The organism is Polynucleobacter sp. Latsch14-2 (genome assembly GCF_018881925.1).
Taxonomy (GTDB): domain Bacteria; phylum Pseudomonadota; class Gammaproteobacteria; order Burkholderiales; family Burkholderiaceae; genus Polynucleobacter.
Genome location: NZ_JACVPL010000007.1, coordinates 34,498 through 49,006, shown reverse-complemented (window position 1 = coordinate 49,006; position 14,509 = coordinate 34,498). Strand labels below are relative to the sequence as shown.

The following is a 14,509-nucleotide window of genomic DNA, read 5'->3' as shown; positions in this document are numbered from 1 at the left end:
TGACCTATATCACTAGTGAGTCCTATTTTTGCAGGATTCCTACGAATTTTTCATCTCAAGAATGGGATAATTAAGGTTTTGCTATCTTCTAACTAATCCGTATTTATGGCCGCATATCAGACTGAAACCGTTCTTACCGTTCACCACTGGAACGACACCCTGTTTAGCTTTACCACCACCAGAAATAAAGGTTTACGATTTCGTAGCGGCCACTTCTTGATGATTGGCCTAGAGGTTGAAGGAAAACCACTTGTCAGAGCGTATAGCGTTGCAAGCCCAAATTATGAAGAGCACCTCGAGTTCTTAAGCATTAAAGTGCAAGACGGTCCACTCACCTCACGCTTACAAAAAATCCAGGTTGGCGATCCCATCTTGGTGAGCGAGAAGTCTGTGGGCACATTGGTGATCGATGACTTGAACCCAGGAAAACATCTTTACCTGTTTAGCACCGGCACAGGCCTTGCGCCATTCATGAGCATCATTCGTGATCCAGAAACGTATGACAAATTTGAAAAAGTCGTACTCATTCATGGCGTCCGCTTGGTGAGCGAGCTTGCTTATGCTGACTACCTTAAAAATGAACTTACACAAGATGAATTCTTAGGCGAAATCATTCGCGAGAAATTAATCTACTATCCAACCGTCACTCGCGAAGCATTCAAACATACCGGCCGCCTAACGACTGCAATTGAATCAGGTCAGTTGTTCAAAGATATCGGCCTACCCCCTTTGAATCCAGCAGTCGATCGCGCCATGATCTGCGGCAGCCCCTCAATGCTCAAAGAAACCTCCGAGATGCTCGATGCCAAAGGCTTTAAGGTTTCTCCAAGTCTTGGTCAGCTAGGTGACTACGTCTACGAACGTGCTTTTGTTGAGAAGTGATAATAAATCTATATATCTAAAAGTAATTTAGATATCTCTATATATTTCTTGTAGATATATAGACCCCTTGGTACATTGTCTCTTACGAGATATTTACCAAGGAATCGATGTGTCCCCAGCTAGAGAGCATTACAACCCCGTTATCACCAACCTACTGCGTGAACACGATCGTCTACCACACGACAAGATTGACGAACGCAAAAGCTTTCAGCGCCAAATTCTGTTTCTCATGAATGCCATCAAGCTCGATGAATTTGAGCAGTCTTTTTCTTAGGCAACCGCGAGCCCTTTTCTTTTCTGCGAATTCTCTAACTAAGCTTGCGCTTGCTCAAATGCACTGAGAGCATCGGCTGCATACATGAGTGATGGTCCGCCGCCCATATAGGTAGCCATGCCTAAGGTTTCAACCACCTCTTGTTTGCTTGCTCCTAACTTAGACAAGGCTTGAGTATGAAAACCAAGACATCCATCACATCGAGCTGCCACGCCTAGCGCCAATGCAATGAGCTCCTTAGTTTTCTTATCCAAAGCGCCATCTTTTGTTGCAGCTGCTGCCAAGTCGCTAAATCCCTTCATCATTTCCGGCGCCTCAACCCTTAATTTCGCCAGCGATCCAGAGATATCCTTGGTGATTTGCTTGTAATCTTTTGACATATGCATTTCCCTTTTAAGGCGTTTATTTACAGCAACCGCCGCCACCACAACCTGTTCCACAGGAATTAATCCCAAGCAATGGGTACAGCGGGCAGAACTTGAATAATCCTGTTGCCAAGGGAACAATACCAACCCATCCCCATAAGCCAACGACATTACTTGCAGCCAAACCAACTAACACTAAACCCACAGCGATGCGTAGCACGCGATCGATACCGCCAACGTTACATTTCATTTGATTCCCCTTTTTTATTTCTTACAGAACTGCTGATACAAAACCTCGATGACCGCCATCGCTGAATCACTCCACAGCGAGTAATAAATCTGCTTACCCTCTCTGCGAGCCTTCACTAGCTTTGCTGTTCTCAAGCTAGTTAAATGCTGAGACAACATTGGCTGATGAATATCCAAAATCTCTTCCAATTCTCCAACGCACTTCTCTCCTTGACTTATTTCACACAAGAGCATCAAACGATCTCGGTGAGTTAATGCCTTCATCAACTTACAGGCGGAGTCTGCAGAGTTGCGCATCTTCTTCAGGTCAAGTTTTTGAGCGGCTGATGTCATTTATATATTTACTATTTATTATGTATATTAACATTATGTAATTTAACATATTATTTAGGAAATAAGCAAGAAAAAAGCCACCCCGAAGGATGGCTTAAAGAAAATCTATGGAGGTACAGCTAAAAAATGAACAACAAGTTCATATTAATCCCGTACGCATCAGCAATTTATGACAAATGTGCGATTAAGGTGTCTAATGCACCAATTTGATGCATACAGTGAGTTCTGCTTTAGTGATTCTCTTTGGCATGGTTAATCGAATACTTCGGAATCTCAATAACCAAATCTTCACGAGACACAATGGCTTGACAGGACAAACGTGACTGAGGGCTGAGGCCCCAAGCACGATCGAGCATGTCATCCTCATTTTCATCCGCAGGATTGAGGCTATTAAACCCCTCTTTAATAATTACATGACAGGTAGTGCATGCGCAAACCATATCGCAGGCATGCTCAATTGGAATGTCATTCTCCAATAAAGCCTCACAAATGGAGGTGCCTGGAGCAACTTCAACCACCGCACCATCTGGGCAATATTCACTATGAGGAAGAACAACGATTTGGGTCATGACTTGGTTTCTAGGGGTTTTTAAACTTCTTATATTTCTGCAACATTCTTACCAGCCAGTGCTTTTTGAATGCTTGCATTCATGCGCATCTGAGCAAATTCATCAGTAGCTTTTGCAGCTCTATCTACCGCTTTCCGAACTACAGCGCTATCTTTCTCTTCTTTCAGAATTTTTTGCAGCGCGCTCATCTCTTGATCAATACTAGCTTGTTCTGCCGCATTCAGTAATGCACGATCACTATCCAATGCAGTCTGTACAGCATCCAATAAACGCTGCGCATTCACTTGCTCTTCACGCAGAGATCTGGAAAGCAAGTCTTCTTTGGCAGAAGCAAATCCATCTTGCAGCATGCGAGTAATTTCAGTATCAGTTAAACCATATGAAGGCTTGATATCAATCGAAGCTTGAACGCCGGAGCCTTGCTCAGTAGCGCTTACTGATAAGAGCCCATCGGCATCTACTTGAAAAGTCACTCGTATCCGTGCCGCACCAGCAGCCATTGGAGGGATGCCACGTAATTCAAATCGCCCTAAAGAGCGACAGTCTTGCACTAACTCACGCTCACCCTGCACCACTTGAATTGCCAATGCAGTCTGACCATCTTTAAAGGTTGTGAAGTCCTGAGCGCGCGCAACAGGGATAGGTGTATTACGCGGAATAATTTTTTCCACTAAACCACCCATAGTCTCAATGCCAAGGGATAGCGGAATGACATCCAATAATAACCACTCATCATCCTTGCTTTGATTGCCGGCTAGCAGGTCGGCCTGCATCGCGGCGCCTAAGGCGACCACCTGATCAGGATTTAAATTATTTAAAGGCTTAGTACCAAATAATTCACCGACTGCACGCTGTATATTGGGCATACGCGTTGCGCCGCCAACCATCACAACACCCTTAACTTCATCAGCCTTAAGGCCGGCATCACGCAGTGCTTTTTTGACAGCAACCAATGTCTTATTAACCAAGTTCTGCGTAATCTCAAAGAACTGAGCCTGACTCACGCCAACATTCACTACTGTGCCATCAGCAAGTGTCACATGAACGCGCGCAAGAGGATTGTGACTCAGTGATTCTTTGGCATGCCTGCAAGATTGTAAGAGAGTGGAATGGTCATACACCGACAAAGGCGGGAGTTTGGCCTGCTCAATAACCCAGCAATACACTCGATGATCAAAGTCATCGCCACCCAAAGCAGAATCGCCGCCTGTGGAAAGAACCTCGAATACCCCTTTGCTCATTCGCAATATAGAAATATCAAAGGTACCACCGCCTAAGTCGTAAACAGCATAAATACCCTCAGAGGCATTATCCAAACCATAGGCAATCGCGGCCGCAGTTGGCTCATTCAATAAACGCAATACTTCAATGCCAGCTAACTTTGCCGCATCCTTAGTTGCCTGACGCTGTGCATCATCGAAGTAAGCGGGAACGGTAATGACTGCGCCAACGATATCATCAGAAACAGAGTCTTCGGCCAACTGACGTAAGCGTGCCAAAATTTCTGCTGAGACCTCAATCGGGCTTTTATCGCCAGCAACTGTTCGCAACTTCAACATGCCAGGCTCATCTACAAAATCGTAAGGGGCACTTTCAAGATGCTCTACATCCAGCAAGCCCCGCCCCATGAAACGCTTTACAGAGACAATCGTATTCTTAGGATCTAAAACGACACTCTCTAGCGCCTCAAAACCAGCTTGAGTTCTACCATTTGACAAATAACGCACCACGGAAGGAAGCAATTCCCTTCCCTGTGAGTCGGGCAAAACTTTAGGTAGCGCGTCTCTGACGACTGCCACTAAAGAATTGGTAGTTCCCAGATCAATGCCTACAGCGACCCGTCGCTGATGTGGGGCTAGAGATTTACCAGGTTCAGAGATTTGTAATAAGGCCATAGTTAATCAGTGTAAAGCTATGCCAAATCCGAGATAGCATCATCTAATTCAATAGCAAACTTATCAATAAAAAGCAGGCCTCTCAATAACTCAGCAGCTCGCATATAATTTTTGGCACCATCAATAGCTTGAACTACCTCGGCGATAGTCTCTCGCTTCGCTTGGTCAACCTCGCTCATCAGCACTTCAAGCCCCGGAAGATCCTCGGATTGCTCATCAAGATTTTCACGCCACTCCATTTGCTTCATTAAAAAAGCAGCTGGCATGGCAGTATTAGTTTCCAATTTAGCATCTACACCATGCAGCTGACAGAGATAAAGACCGCGCTGGATTGGATTCTTGAGCGTTTGATATGCAGTATTAGCGAAGGTCGCCATCTGCATTGCAAGACGTTGTTCGACATCACTCCCGCGAGCATGGCGATCAGGATGCACTTCTTTTTGAATCGCTAGATACACCTGGTCTAATGCAGGCAAATCAATTTGGAATTGCTGATCTAAACCAAAGAAACGGAAGTAATCGTCAGACGCGGAAGGATTCGCCACAACCACACTCATCTTTTACGTTTGGATTTTGAAACTTAAATCCCTCGTTCAAACCCTCACGCACAAAATCTAATTCTGTTCCGTCCAGATAAGCCAAGCTCTTAGGATCCACAAATACTTTGATGCCATTGGACTCAAATAGAGTGTCTTCAGGGGCGGCCTCATCAACATATTCCAATTGATAGGCTAAGCCTGAACAACCCGTGGTACGAACACCTAGGCGCAAGCCACAGCCTTTGCCACGCTTATCTAAATTGCGTTGAACGTGCTGGGCTGCTTTGTCGGTTAAGGTAATTGCCATGATTTGCTTACTTCGCTGGATGTTTTTCTTTGTAATCTGCCACCGCCGCCTTAATCGCATCTTCAGCCAAGATTGAGCAGTGAATTTTTACTGGTGGTAAAGCCAACTCTTCAGCAATCAGAGAGTTCTTAATCTCTAAGGCTTGATCTAAGGTTTTGCCCTTAACCCACTCGGTTACCAAAGAAGAGGAGGCAATTGCCGAACCACAACCATAGGTCTTAAATTTCGCATCCTCAATCACGCCTTGATCATTGACACGAATTTGCAGTTTCATAACATCCCCGCATGCGGGCGCGCCCACCATCCCAGTGCCAACGTTGTCATCTCCCTTGGTAAACGAACCTACGTTGCGGGGATTTTCATAATGGTCGATTACTTTGTCACTATATGCCATGATATTTTCTCTTTATCGTTTCAATATTTTTTTAGTGTGCAGCCCACTGAATCGTACTCAGATCAATTCCGTCTTTAAACATTTCCCATAATGGCGAAAGTTCACGCAACTTAGCAATCTTTTCTTTTACGAGCTTGATTGTGAAATCCACTTCTTCTTCAGTTGTAAAGCGTCCTAATGTAAAGCGAATCGAGCTATGCGCTAGTTCATCATTACGACCCAAGGCACGTAATACATAAGAAGGCTCCAACGAAGCCGAAGTACAAGCAGAACCCGATGAAATCGCCAAGTCTTTCAAGGCCATCAACATCGACTCACCTTCAACATAGTTAAAACTGATATTGAGGTTATGTGGAACGCGGTGATCCATATCACCATTCACATATACCTCTTCGATATCTTTTAAACCTGTCAGCAAACGATCACGCAAAGTCCGAATACGCGAATTCTCTTCGATCATCTCAACGCGGGCAATACGAAATGCCTCCCCCATGCCAACAATTTGGTGAACGGCTAATGTGCCTGAACGCATACCGCGCTCATGTCCACCACCATGAATCTGTGCCTCAATCCGAATACGTGGCTTGCGACGTACAAACAATGCACCAATACCCTTAGGACCATAAGTCTTATGAGCAGAAAAACTCATGAGATCTACTTTGAGCGTTTCTAAATTAATTTCTACCTTGCCGGTAGCCTGCGCTGCATCCACATGAAAAATCACTCCGCGTGAACGGCACAAATCACCAATGCGTGGAATGTCTTGCACAACACCAATCTCATTGTTAACAAACATTACTGACACAATGATGGTGCCAGGCGTCATGGCTTTTTCAAGCTGCTCAATGTCGATCATGCCATTAGGCAATACATCCAAGTAAGTTACTTCGTAGCCTTCGCGCTCTAGCTCGCGACAGGTATCTAAAGTAGCCTTGTGCTCAGTCTTTACAGTAATGATGTGCTTACCCTTGTCTTTATAGAAATGGGCGGCACCTTTTAAGGCCAAGTTAATACTTTCTGTGGCCCCACTAGTCCATACGATCTCTCTTGGATCAGCATGAACTAATTGAGCAACTTCTGAACGCGCCCACTCAACCGCCTCTTCAGCCGCCCAGCCATAAGCGTGACTGCGGGAGGCGGCGTTACCAAACTGCTCACGCAAATAAGGCAACATCTTATCCACAACCCGTGGGTCAATCGGCGTTGTTGCCGAGTAATCCATGTATACCGGAAAGTGTTTAGGACTAAACATGGGAATTGCTTGCGCTGGAATGTCTTGTGGTGCGTTCATGATTTACTTATAGAAATTAGCTCGCTAGCATTTAGCTTTGCTGGGCTAGATTAAAAACGGAGTTCACGAGGGGTCGCTTAGGTGCAAGCTCTTTTTTTACCGCTACTACTGGTGCAGCCTTCTCAGGCTTCACACCTTCAATTTTGATTTTTTTGTGGCGCAAGTCATGCAGCACAATACCGCGCCCTTCCTGCTGCTGCACTAAGTCGCGCAAAGAAACAGAGCTTAAATAGTCAACCATTTTGGAGTTGAGGTTTGCCCATAGGTCATGAGTCATGCAACGACCTTGATTTTCTTCGTCACTGTGACAATTCCCCTTACCGCCACATTGTGTAGCATCCAATGGTTCATCAACGGCAACAATGATGTCAGCCACGCTAATCTCATCAGATTTACGCGCTAGGGTATATCCACCTCCAGGACCGCGAGTGCTCTCTACGATATTGAAGCGGCGTAATTTGCCAAACAACTGCTCTAGGTAAGAGAGTGAAATTTTTTGTCTTTGGCTTATGCCAGCCAGGGTTACAGGGCCATGCGTTTCACGCAGGGCTAAATCGATCATTGCAGTTACAGCAAAACGGCCTTTAGTTGTAAGTCTCATATGTCACCTTGGTAATGGATTGTTATGGACAGCTAACAGTCGAATGGGTAATACCCGACTATTCCTGTCAACTATACCATATACCCTACCAATCCGCTCAAGAATTATCCCAAAAAACTAAAGGGCATCTCTGGATCGTGCTCCAAAAGCCATTTCCTTGACCTTTGTGAGGCGGTCTCGGGTGGCGGCGGCCTTTTCAAACTCTAAATTTTTGGCCTCAGCGTTCATTTGCTTCTCTAGACGCTTGATTTCTCCTGAGAGCTCGCCTTCGCCCATATCCTCATACCGCGCCCTCTCCTCAGCCACCTGCATCTCTGAACGCTTCTCATTGACGTCATAGACGCCATCAATAATGTCCTTGATCCTCTTAGTAACGCCCCTGGGCTCAATGCCGTGCAGCTTATTGAAGGCAATTTGCTTTGTTCTGCGGCGCTCAGTCTCTCCCATCGCACGCTTCATAGAGTCAGTTACTCGATCAGCATACAAAATAGCCTTACCTCGGATATTGCGAGCAGCGCGCCCAATGGTCTGAATCAAACTGCGCTCAGAGCGCAAGAAGCCCTCTTTGTCGGCATCTAATATCGCCACCAAAGAAACCTCTGGAATATCTAAACCTTCGCGCAATAAATTAATACCGACCAACACATCAAATACTCCTAGGCGGAGATCTCGCAAAATCTCCACACGTTCAACCGTATCAATATCGGAGTGCACATAACGCACCTTCACATTGTGATCTGATAAGTAGTCGGTTAATTGTTCCGCCATTCGCTTTGTGAGCACGGTGACTAAAACACGTTCACCCACTTTGACGCGCTCATGAATCTGACCCAACAGATCATCTACCTGTGAACTAGCTGGCAGAACTTCAATCTCAGGATCAACTAAACCGGTTGGTCTTGCAACTTGCTCGACCACTTGACCAGTGTGTGTATTTTCATAATCAGCAGGTGTCGCTGATACAAAGACTGTTTGACGCATCTTTGTTTCAAACTCAATAAATTTTAGTGGTCGGTTATCCATCGCAGAAGGCAAGCGAAAACCAAACTCCACTAGGGTATGTTTGCGAGATTTATCACCGTTGTACATGGCATTCAATTGGCCAATTAAGACGTGGCTTTCATCTAGAAACATCAGTGCATCGTTTGGCAAATAGTCCACCAGAGTTGGCGGTGCCTCGCCGGGCTTAGCCCCAGAGAGATGGCGAGAGTAATTCTCAATCCCCTTGCAGAATCCTAACTCGTTGAGCATCTCTAGATCAAATCGGGTGCGCTGTTCCAGACGCTGCGCCTCAACTAGTTTGCCGTCTTTGATGAACTCGTCCAAACGACTGCGTAGTTCAGTTTTAATAGTCTCAATCGCCTTGAGAACAGTCTCACGAGGTGTTACATAGTGAGAGCTTGGGTAGACAGTAAAGCGTGGGATTTTCTGGCGAATCTTTCCAGTCAAGGGATCGAAAAATTGCAGACTTTCAACTACATCATCAAATAACTCTACACGAACCGCCAATTCATTATGTTCGGCTGGAAAAATATCAATCGTGTCACCACGCACTCTAAAAACACCGCGCTTGAAATCGGTTTCATTGCGATCGTATTGCATAGCAATCAAGCGCATCAAAATATCACGCTGACTCATCTTGTCACCAGGACGCAAAGTCATCACCATGCTGTGATAATCACCAGGATTACCAATGCCGTAAATAGCAGATACAGTGGCAACAATAATGACGTCACGCCGCTCTAACAAACTCTTCGTTGCAGACAAACGCATCTGCTCAATATGCTCATTAATCGATGAATCTTTTTCAATGAACAAATCACGCGTGGGAACATATGCCTCGGGCTGATAGTAATCGTAGTAGCTAACAAAGTACTCAACCGCATTGCGAGGAAAAAACTCCCGAAACTCGCTATAAAGCTGCGCCGCCAAGGTCTTATTTGGGGCAAAAATAATGGCTGGGCGTCCTGTTCTAGCGATCACATTGGCCATCGTGAAAGTCTTCCCGGAGCCTGTTACCCCCAAAAGCGTCTGGAAGGTCAGACCGTCCCCAATTCCCGCTACCAAGGCATCAATTGCGGCCGGCTGGTCGCCAGCCGGCGGAAATGGCTGGTAGAGCTGAAATGGAGAATCCGGGAAAGAAACAAACTTTGCTGGATCTAGGTCGTGACCTGACTCGCCCAATGGGTCAGCCACCGGAGTTTTTGAGGCGTCGGCAGCTTGGGTTTTTAGAGCAGTTTTAGGTGACTTAGGGGGCATCTCAGCTATCATTTCACCTGTGAGACATCTTCACAGCGAATTTTGTACAAACAATGATTTTGCCGTTTTTATTTGGAAAAAGTGGAATTTGGCTTCAAAACCCAGAAATTACCCCAAATTAATCCGAATTTATGCATAAATAACACCAAAAACCCCTTCAACCATCGTATACGACCCCCAAATGACACTGTTTTCCTCTGTTCAATTAGCCCCCAAAGACCCTATTTTTGGCCTCACAGAAGCCTATGTTGCCGATCAACGTCCAGATAAAGTGAACTTGGGTGTGGGCGTCTATTACACCGATGAAGGCAAAGTACCCCTATTGAAGGCGGTCATTCAAGCGGAAGAGGGTATTGTTGCCAAACATTCTCCTCGCAGCTACATTCCAATCGAAGGCCCAAATCCCTATAACAGCGCCGTTCAAAACCTGCTATTTGGCGCAGACTCTGCACTCATTAAAGATGGGCGCGTTGTTACTGCTGAGTGTTTAGGTGGCACGGGTGCCTTACGCGTTGGCGCCGACTTTATCAAACGCCTTGATCTCAATGCGCCTTGCGCTATTAGCAACCCAACTTGGGAAAACCACCGCGGTATTTTTGAATCCGCCGGCTTTAATGTTGTCGAGTACACCTACTTCGACGATAAAACTCGTGGCGTTGATTTTGATGGCATGGTGAAGTCTTTGGAGTCTTTTCCAAAGAACACCACAGTACTACTCCACGCTTGCTGCCACAACCCGACTGGTGCGGATATTACTGAAGAGCAATGGCGTCAAGTGATTGAGATCTGTAAAGCAAAAGGATTTATTCCCTTCCTGGATATGGCTTACCAGGGCTTTGCTTCTGGCATTGAGCAAGATGGTGTTGCCGTTCGTCTCTTTTCTGAATCCGGCCTGTCCTTCTTTGTGTCCAGCTCGTTCTCAAAATCTTTCTCACTCTACGGTGAGCGCGTTGGCGCATTGTCAATCGTGACACAGAGTAAAGATGAATCTACTAGAGTACTTTCTCAATTAAAACGCGTGATTCGCACCAACTACTCAAACCCCCCTACTCATGGCGCCGCAATTGCTGCCACCGTGTTGAATTCACCAGAACTCAGACAGCTCTGGGAAGATGAGCTAGCCCAAATGCGCGATCGCATCAAATTGATGCGTCATTCGCTGGTTGAAAAACTCGCTGCTGCAGGTGCTAAGCAGGACTTTGCTTTCATTGAAGCACAACGAGGAATGTTTTCTTACTCTGGCTTGACTGTCGAACAAGTTGAACGCCTGCAAAAAGAAGATGGCATTTATGCCCTCTCTACCGGACGTATTTGCGTTGCTGCACTCAATACCAAAAATATTGATAAGGTAGCGAAAGCTATCGCCCGCGTTCTAGCGTCATAAGCGGTTACACTGATTTACTGGAGGCACCATGCTATACCAATTGCACGAGTTTCAAAAAGCTTTACTTCAACCCGTTAGTTCATGGGCTCGCGCCGCTTCTGAGGCTTTTATCAACGCCTCAAATCCCGCTTCAATGGTGCCTGGCTCAGAGCGCTTAGCTGCCAGCTACGAATTACTCTACCGCCTAGGTAAAGACTATAAGAAACCTGAGTTTGGCATTCGCTCCGTACAAGCCCATGGCCGTGAAGTCGCCATCCATGAAATGACTACGTTAGCTAAGCCCTTCTGTAAATTAATTCGCTTCAAACGTTTTTCCGATGATGTCGAAGTCATCAAGAAGTTAAAAGATGATCCGGTGGTACTTGTGGTTGCCCCGCTCTCCGGCCACCACTCCACACTATTACGCGATACCGTGCGCACCTTATTGCAAGATCACAAGGTATACATTACCGACTGGATTGATGCCCGCATTGTGCCTGCTGAAGATGGTAGCTTTAGTCTTGATGACTATGTTCACTACATTCAAGAATTCATCAGAGCCATTGGTGCAAAAGATTTGCATGTCATTTCTGTATGTCAACCAACCGTGCCCACCTTAGGTGCCATTTCTCTAATGGCATCTGCAGGCGAAGAAACGCCTGCATCGATGATCATGATGGGCGGTCCAATCGATGCGCGCAAATCCCCCACCGCTGTAAACAATTTGGCAGACCAAAAATCCTACGAGTGGTTTGAGAGTCACGTGATTTATAAAGTACCGCCTAGCTATCCCGGCGCGGGGCGCAAGGTCTACCCTGGGTTCCTACAGCACACTGGCTTTATTGCAATGAACCCACAGAATCATTTGCAATCCCACTGGGATTACTTCCAGAACCTAGTGCGTGGCGACGAACTAGATGCCGAATCACATATCCGCTTCTATGATGAATACAATGCTGTGCTGGATATGGACGCTCAGTACTATCTTGACACCATCAAAACAGTCTTCCAAGAGTTCGCCTTACCAAATGGCACATGGAAAGTTTCCGGTGAATTAGTAAGGCCGCAAGATATCCAAAAAACAGCCCTACTCACAGTTGAGGGTGAGCTAGACGATATTTCTGGAAGTGGTCAAACGCGCTCCGCCCATAAATTGTGTGCAGGCATTCCAAGTGCGCACAAAGACCATTACGAAGTTGCTGGTGCCGGCCACTATGGCATCTTCTCAGGCCGTCGCTGGCGGGAAAAGGTCTACCCAAAAATTAAGTCCTTCATTCGTGAACATCAACCTGCCCAACCCAAGACTAAAGCCAGGCTTCCTAAATTGGGAGCTAAGTAATCCTTCATGATTAGAGGCCCTTGAGGCTTCTAATTCTTTCGGGGTCCGTAATATCATGAAGCTGATGCAGGCACATACACTTACCGACCGCCTAGAAGATCAACTTCCCCAAACCCAATGCACCAAATGCGGCTACCCCGATTGCAGAGGCTATGCTCAAGCCCTTGCAGCCGGAGATGCCAAGCCTAATCGCTGTCCACCTGGTGGAGTTGAAGGTATAGCCAGACTCAGTGCTCTGCTTGAGCCGATTTACCCACAAGATGCTTTTGCACTAAATTCCAGTATCGATCCAGAATGTGGCATCGAGCGCCCAAGGCCTGTGGCCAAAATTGACCCGCAGAAATGCATTGGCTGCACTCTGTGCATTCAGGCCTGCCCTGTTGATGCCATTGTTGGCGCATCAAAACAAATGCATATTGTTCTACAGGATTGGTGCACTGGTTGCGACCTCTGCATCCCGCCTTGCCCAGTAGACTGCATCACGATGATCGATGTCACCAATGATCAAACTGGCTGGCAAGCGTGGTCACAAGAGCTGGCCGATGAAGCGCATGATAGATATCATGCCAGAGAACTCCGCCTTGAACGTGAAAGGCAAGATAACGACGCACGCCTAGCCAAAAAGGCAACTGCAAAGCTAGCGGCCATTAATGCTGAATCTCCATCCTCCGATGAAGAAAAAAGAGAGCAAGAACGTAAGCGCGCCATCATTGCTGCGGCGATGGCAAGGGCAGCAAAAACAAAATCACAGCTATGAATTTAGATCAGCGCCGTGCTTTTTTTGAGCAACTGAAAGCCAACAACCCCCACCCAGAAACTGAACTAGAGTACAGCTCTCCCTTTGAATTGCTCATTGCTGTATTGCTCTCAGCCCAAGCAACCGATGTCTCAGTCAATAAAGGTACTTGCAAGCTTTTTAAGATTGCCAATACCCCGCAAGCATTACTGGATTTGGGTGAGGAAGGTGTCAAACCCTACATTCAACATATTGGTCTATTTAACTCCAAGGGCAGGCATATTCAAGAAACCTGCCGCCTCCTACTAGAAAAGCATCATGGTGAAGTACCGCAAAATCGTGAGGCACTAGAGGCACTTCCCGGTGTTGGCAGAAAAACAGCTAATGTCATTCTCAATACCGCTTTTGGACAACCCACTATCGCCGTAGACACTCATATCTTTCGTGTCTCGAATCGTACTGGACTAGCCCCAGGCAAAGATGTTGCCAAAGTCGAGGAGCAATTACTAAAACGGGTACCAAAGGAATTTCTGCAGGATGCTCACCATTGGCTTATCTTGCATGGCCGATATACCTGCAAAGCTCGCAATCCCGCATGTGCTCAATGTATTGTGGAGCCCTTATGTAGCTTCAAACAAAAAACAAGCAAAGGAAAAGTTCGTGGCGATATTTAATCCTACTCGCGAAGATGTACGTCGTTTTTTTTGTGATACCTGGGAGAAAAAAACTACAGGACAAATTTTGACGCCATTAGAGACAATCGCGGGGGACTGGATGGGGCAGCATCCTGAATATCAGAGCCTTCTTGAGGACCCTGAAGGTGCACTGTCTCGACACTATACCCCTGAGGATGGCGCGACCAACCCCTTCTTACACCTCTCAATGCATTTATCCATTAGCGAGCAAATTGCCATCGATCAACCGCCAGGAATCAAATCAATCGCTGAGAATCTTGCTAGAACACTAGGGTCAGAACATGAAGCTCAGCATCGCATCATGGAATGCTTAGGACAAGTCATGTGGGAGGCGCAGCGTGAAGGCTCCCCGCTAAACCCAGAGAAATATCTCGAATCACTCAAGCAGCTAAACTAATCCTTTAACAGAACTAAAATC

General features: G+C 46.3%; 18 protein-coding genes. 7 read left to right on the top strand and 11 right to left on the bottom strand.

The genetic code is table 11. The features are described from left to right. Nucleotides 1-105 precede the first annotated feature (105 nt). Together ICN46_RS07560 and ICN46_RS07555 are read left to right on the top strand one after the other, a co-directional pair. Complete coding sequence (locus ICN46_RS07560) at nt 106-882, top strand: ferredoxin--NADP reductase (protein WP_216206791.1); 777 nt, start codon at nt 106-108, stop codon at nt 880-882. 109 nt (nt 883-991) lie between these two features. Next, nucleotides 992-1,156, top strand: coding sequence for a hypothetical protein (locus ICN46_RS07555; protein ID WP_216206966.1), 165 nt, complete (start codon nt 992-994; stop codon nt 1,154-1,156). Between the two features lie 38 nt (nt 1,157-1,194). Here the strand turns inward: ICN46_RS07555 and ICN46_RS07550 are convergent, their stop codons facing one another. The 11 genes from ICN46_RS07550 to uvrB all read right to left on the bottom strand — a co-directional run bounded on the left by ICN46_RS07550 (nt 1,195) and on the right by uvrB (nt 9,970). Further along, nucleotides 1,195-1,542: a carboxymuconolactone decarboxylase family protein gene (locus ICN46_RS07550; RefSeq protein ID WP_370625498.1), complete on the bottom strand. Its 348-nt coding sequence runs from the start codon at nt 1,540-1,542 to the stop codon at nt 1,195-1,197. A 16-nt stretch (nt 1,543-1,558) separates the two neighbouring features. Further along, nucleotides 1,559-1,771, bottom strand: coding sequence for a YgaP family membrane protein (locus ICN46_RS07545; protein WP_216206786.1), 213 nt, complete (start codon nt 1,769-1,771; stop codon nt 1,559-1,561). 14 nt (nt 1,772-1,785) lie between these two features. Beyond that, nucleotides 1,786-2,103, bottom strand: coding sequence for an ArsR/SmtB family transcription factor (locus tag ICN46_RS07540; protein ID WP_216206784.1), 318 nt, complete (start codon nt 2,101-2,103; stop codon nt 1,786-1,788). Nucleotides 2,104-2,333: 230 nt separating this feature from the next. Further along, nucleotides 2,334-2,672, bottom strand: a complete 339-nt coding sequence (fdx, locus tag ICN46_RS07535; RefSeq protein ID WP_216206781.1) for an ISC system 2Fe-2S type ferredoxin — start codon at nt 2,670-2,672, stop codon at nt 2,334-2,336. A gap of 29 nt (nt 2,673-2,701) precedes the next feature. Beyond that, nucleotides 2,702-4,567, bottom strand: a complete 1,866-nt coding sequence (gene hscA, locus ICN46_RS07530) for a Fe-S protein assembly chaperone HscA (protein ID WP_216206779.1) — start codon at nt 4,565-4,567, stop codon at nt 2,702-2,704. A gap of 17 nt (nt 4,568-4,584) precedes the next feature. After that, on the bottom strand, nt 4,585-5,112 hold the full coding sequence (gene hscB, locus ICN46_RS07525) for a Fe-S protein assembly co-chaperone HscB (protein ID WP_370625497.1): 528 nt from the start codon (nt 5,110-5,112) through the stop codon (nt 4,585-4,587). Then, the gene (gene iscA / locus ICN46_RS07520; protein WP_216206773.1) at nt 5,090-5,413 is read right to left on the bottom strand and encodes an iron-sulfur cluster assembly protein IscA; all 324 of its coding nucleotides are present in this window, start codon (nt 5,411-5,413) and stop codon (nt 5,090-5,092) included. The genes hscB and iscA overlap by 23 nt, the downstream gene beginning before the upstream one ends. A gap of 7 nt (nt 5,414-5,420) precedes the next feature. Beyond that, on the bottom strand, nt 5,421-5,807 hold the full coding sequence (gene iscU / locus ICN46_RS07515; protein ID WP_216206770.1) for a Fe-S cluster assembly scaffold IscU: 387 nt from the start codon (nt 5,805-5,807) through the stop codon (nt 5,421-5,423). Between the two features lie 31 nt (nt 5,808-5,838). Continuing rightward, nucleotides 5,839-7,098, bottom strand: coding sequence for an IscS subfamily cysteine desulfurase (locus ICN46_RS07510; RefSeq protein ID WP_370625496.1), 1,260 nt, complete (start codon nt 7,096-7,098; stop codon nt 5,839-5,841). Between the two features lie 31 nt (nt 7,099-7,129). Beyond that, nucleotides 7,130-7,699, bottom strand: a complete 570-nt coding sequence (iscR, locus tag ICN46_RS07505) for a Fe-S cluster assembly transcriptional regulator IscR (protein ID WP_216206767.1) — start codon at nt 7,697-7,699, stop codon at nt 7,130-7,132. A 117-nt stretch (nt 7,700-7,816) separates the two neighbouring features. Continuing rightward, nucleotides 7,817-9,970, bottom strand: coding sequence for an excinuclease ABC subunit UvrB (uvrB, locus tag ICN46_RS07500; protein WP_255538791.1), 2,154 nt, complete (start codon nt 9,968-9,970; stop codon nt 7,817-7,819). 169 nt (nt 9,971-10,139) lie between these two features. Between uvrB and ICN46_RS07495 the strand changes: the two genes are divergently transcribed. Genes ICN46_RS07495 through ICN46_RS07475 form a run of 5 tightly spaced genes read left to right on the top strand, consistent with a single transcriptional unit; the run spans nt 10,140 to nt 14,488 of the window. Then, nucleotides 10,140-11,342, top strand: coding sequence for an amino acid aminotransferase (locus ICN46_RS07495; protein WP_216206763.1), 1,203 nt, complete (start codon nt 10,140-10,142; stop codon nt 11,340-11,342). Nucleotides 11,343-11,370: 28 nt separating this feature from the next. Further along, nucleotides 11,371-12,660 (top strand): polyhydroxyalkanoate depolymerase, encoded by a 1,290-nt coding sequence (locus tag ICN46_RS07490; RefSeq protein WP_216206760.1) that lies wholly within the window; start codon nt 11,371-11,373, stop codon nt 12,658-12,660. 52 nt (nt 12,661-12,712) lie between these two features. Beyond that, nucleotides 12,713-13,417, top strand: a complete 705-nt coding sequence (gene rsxB / locus ICN46_RS07485) for an electron transport complex subunit RsxB (protein WP_370625502.1) — start codon at nt 12,713-12,715, stop codon at nt 13,415-13,417. Continuing rightward, on the top strand, nt 13,414-14,070 hold the full coding sequence (gene nth / locus ICN46_RS07480) for an endonuclease III (protein ID WP_216206755.1): 657 nt from the start codon (nt 13,414-13,416) through the stop codon (nt 14,068-14,070). Before rsxB ends, nth begins: the two co-directional genes overlap by 4 nt. After that, complete coding sequence (locus tag ICN46_RS07475) at nt 14,063-14,488, top strand: DUF1841 family protein (RefSeq protein WP_216206933.1); 426 nt, start codon at nt 14,063-14,065, stop codon at nt 14,486-14,488. The genes nth and ICN46_RS07475 overlap by 8 nt, the downstream gene beginning before the upstream one ends. The last annotated feature ends 21 nt before the right edge of the window (nt 14,489-14,509 follow it).

What these genes read in the sequence shown, in the direction of transcription:
- uvrB (WP_255538791.1), bottom strand. Translation starts at nt 9,970, where the DNA reads ATGATAGCTGAGATGCCCCCTAAGTCACCTAAAACTGCTCTAAAAACC.
- ICN46_RS07490 (WP_216206760.1), top strand. Translation starts at nt 11,371, where the DNA reads ATGCTATACCAATTGCACGAGTTTCAAAAAGCTTTACTTCAACCCGTT.
- ICN46_RS07560 (WP_216206791.1), top strand. Translation starts at nt 106, where the DNA reads ATGGCCGCATATCAGACTGAAACCGTTCTTACCGTTCACCACTGGAAC.
- nth (WP_216206755.1), top strand. Translation starts at nt 13,414, where the DNA reads ATGAATTTAGATCAGCGCCGTGCTTTTTTTGAGCAACTGAAAGCCAAC.
- ICN46_RS07495 (WP_216206763.1), top strand. Translation starts at nt 10,140, where the DNA reads ATGACACTGTTTTCCTCTGTTCAATTAGCCCCCAAAGACCCTATTTTT.
- iscR (WP_216206767.1), bottom strand. Translation starts at nt 7,699, where the DNA reads ATGAGACTTACAACTAAAGGCCGTTTTGCTGTAACTGCAATGATCGAT.
- ICN46_RS07540 (WP_216206784.1), bottom strand. Translation starts at nt 2,103, where the DNA reads ATGACATCAGCCGCTCAAAAACTTGACCTGAAGAAGATGCGCAACTCT.
- fdx (WP_216206781.1), bottom strand. Translation starts at nt 2,672, where the DNA reads ATGACCCAAATCGTTGTTCTTCCTCATAGTGAATATTGCCCAGATGGT.
- ICN46_RS07510 (WP_370625496.1), bottom strand. Translation starts at nt 7,098, where the DNA reads ATGAACGCACCACAAGACATTCCAGCGCAAGCAATTCCCATGTTTAGT.
- ICN46_RS07550 (WP_370625498.1), bottom strand. Translation starts at nt 1,542, where the DNA reads ATGCATATGTCAAAAGATTACAAGCAAATCACCAAGGATATCTCTGGA.
- ICN46_RS07545 (WP_216206786.1), bottom strand. Translation starts at nt 1,771, where the DNA reads ATGAAATGTAACGTTGGCGGTATCGATCGCGTGCTACGCATCGCTGTG.
- iscA (WP_216206773.1), bottom strand. Translation starts at nt 5,413, where the DNA reads ATGGCAATTACCTTAACCGACAAAGCAGCCCAGCACGTTCAACGCAAT.
- iscU (WP_216206770.1), bottom strand. Translation starts at nt 5,807, where the DNA reads ATGGCATATAGTGACAAAGTAATCGACCATTATGAAAATCCCCGCAAC.
- hscA (WP_216206779.1), bottom strand. Translation starts at nt 4,567, where the DNA reads ATGGCCTTATTACAAATCTCTGAACCTGGTAAATCTCTAGCCCCACAT.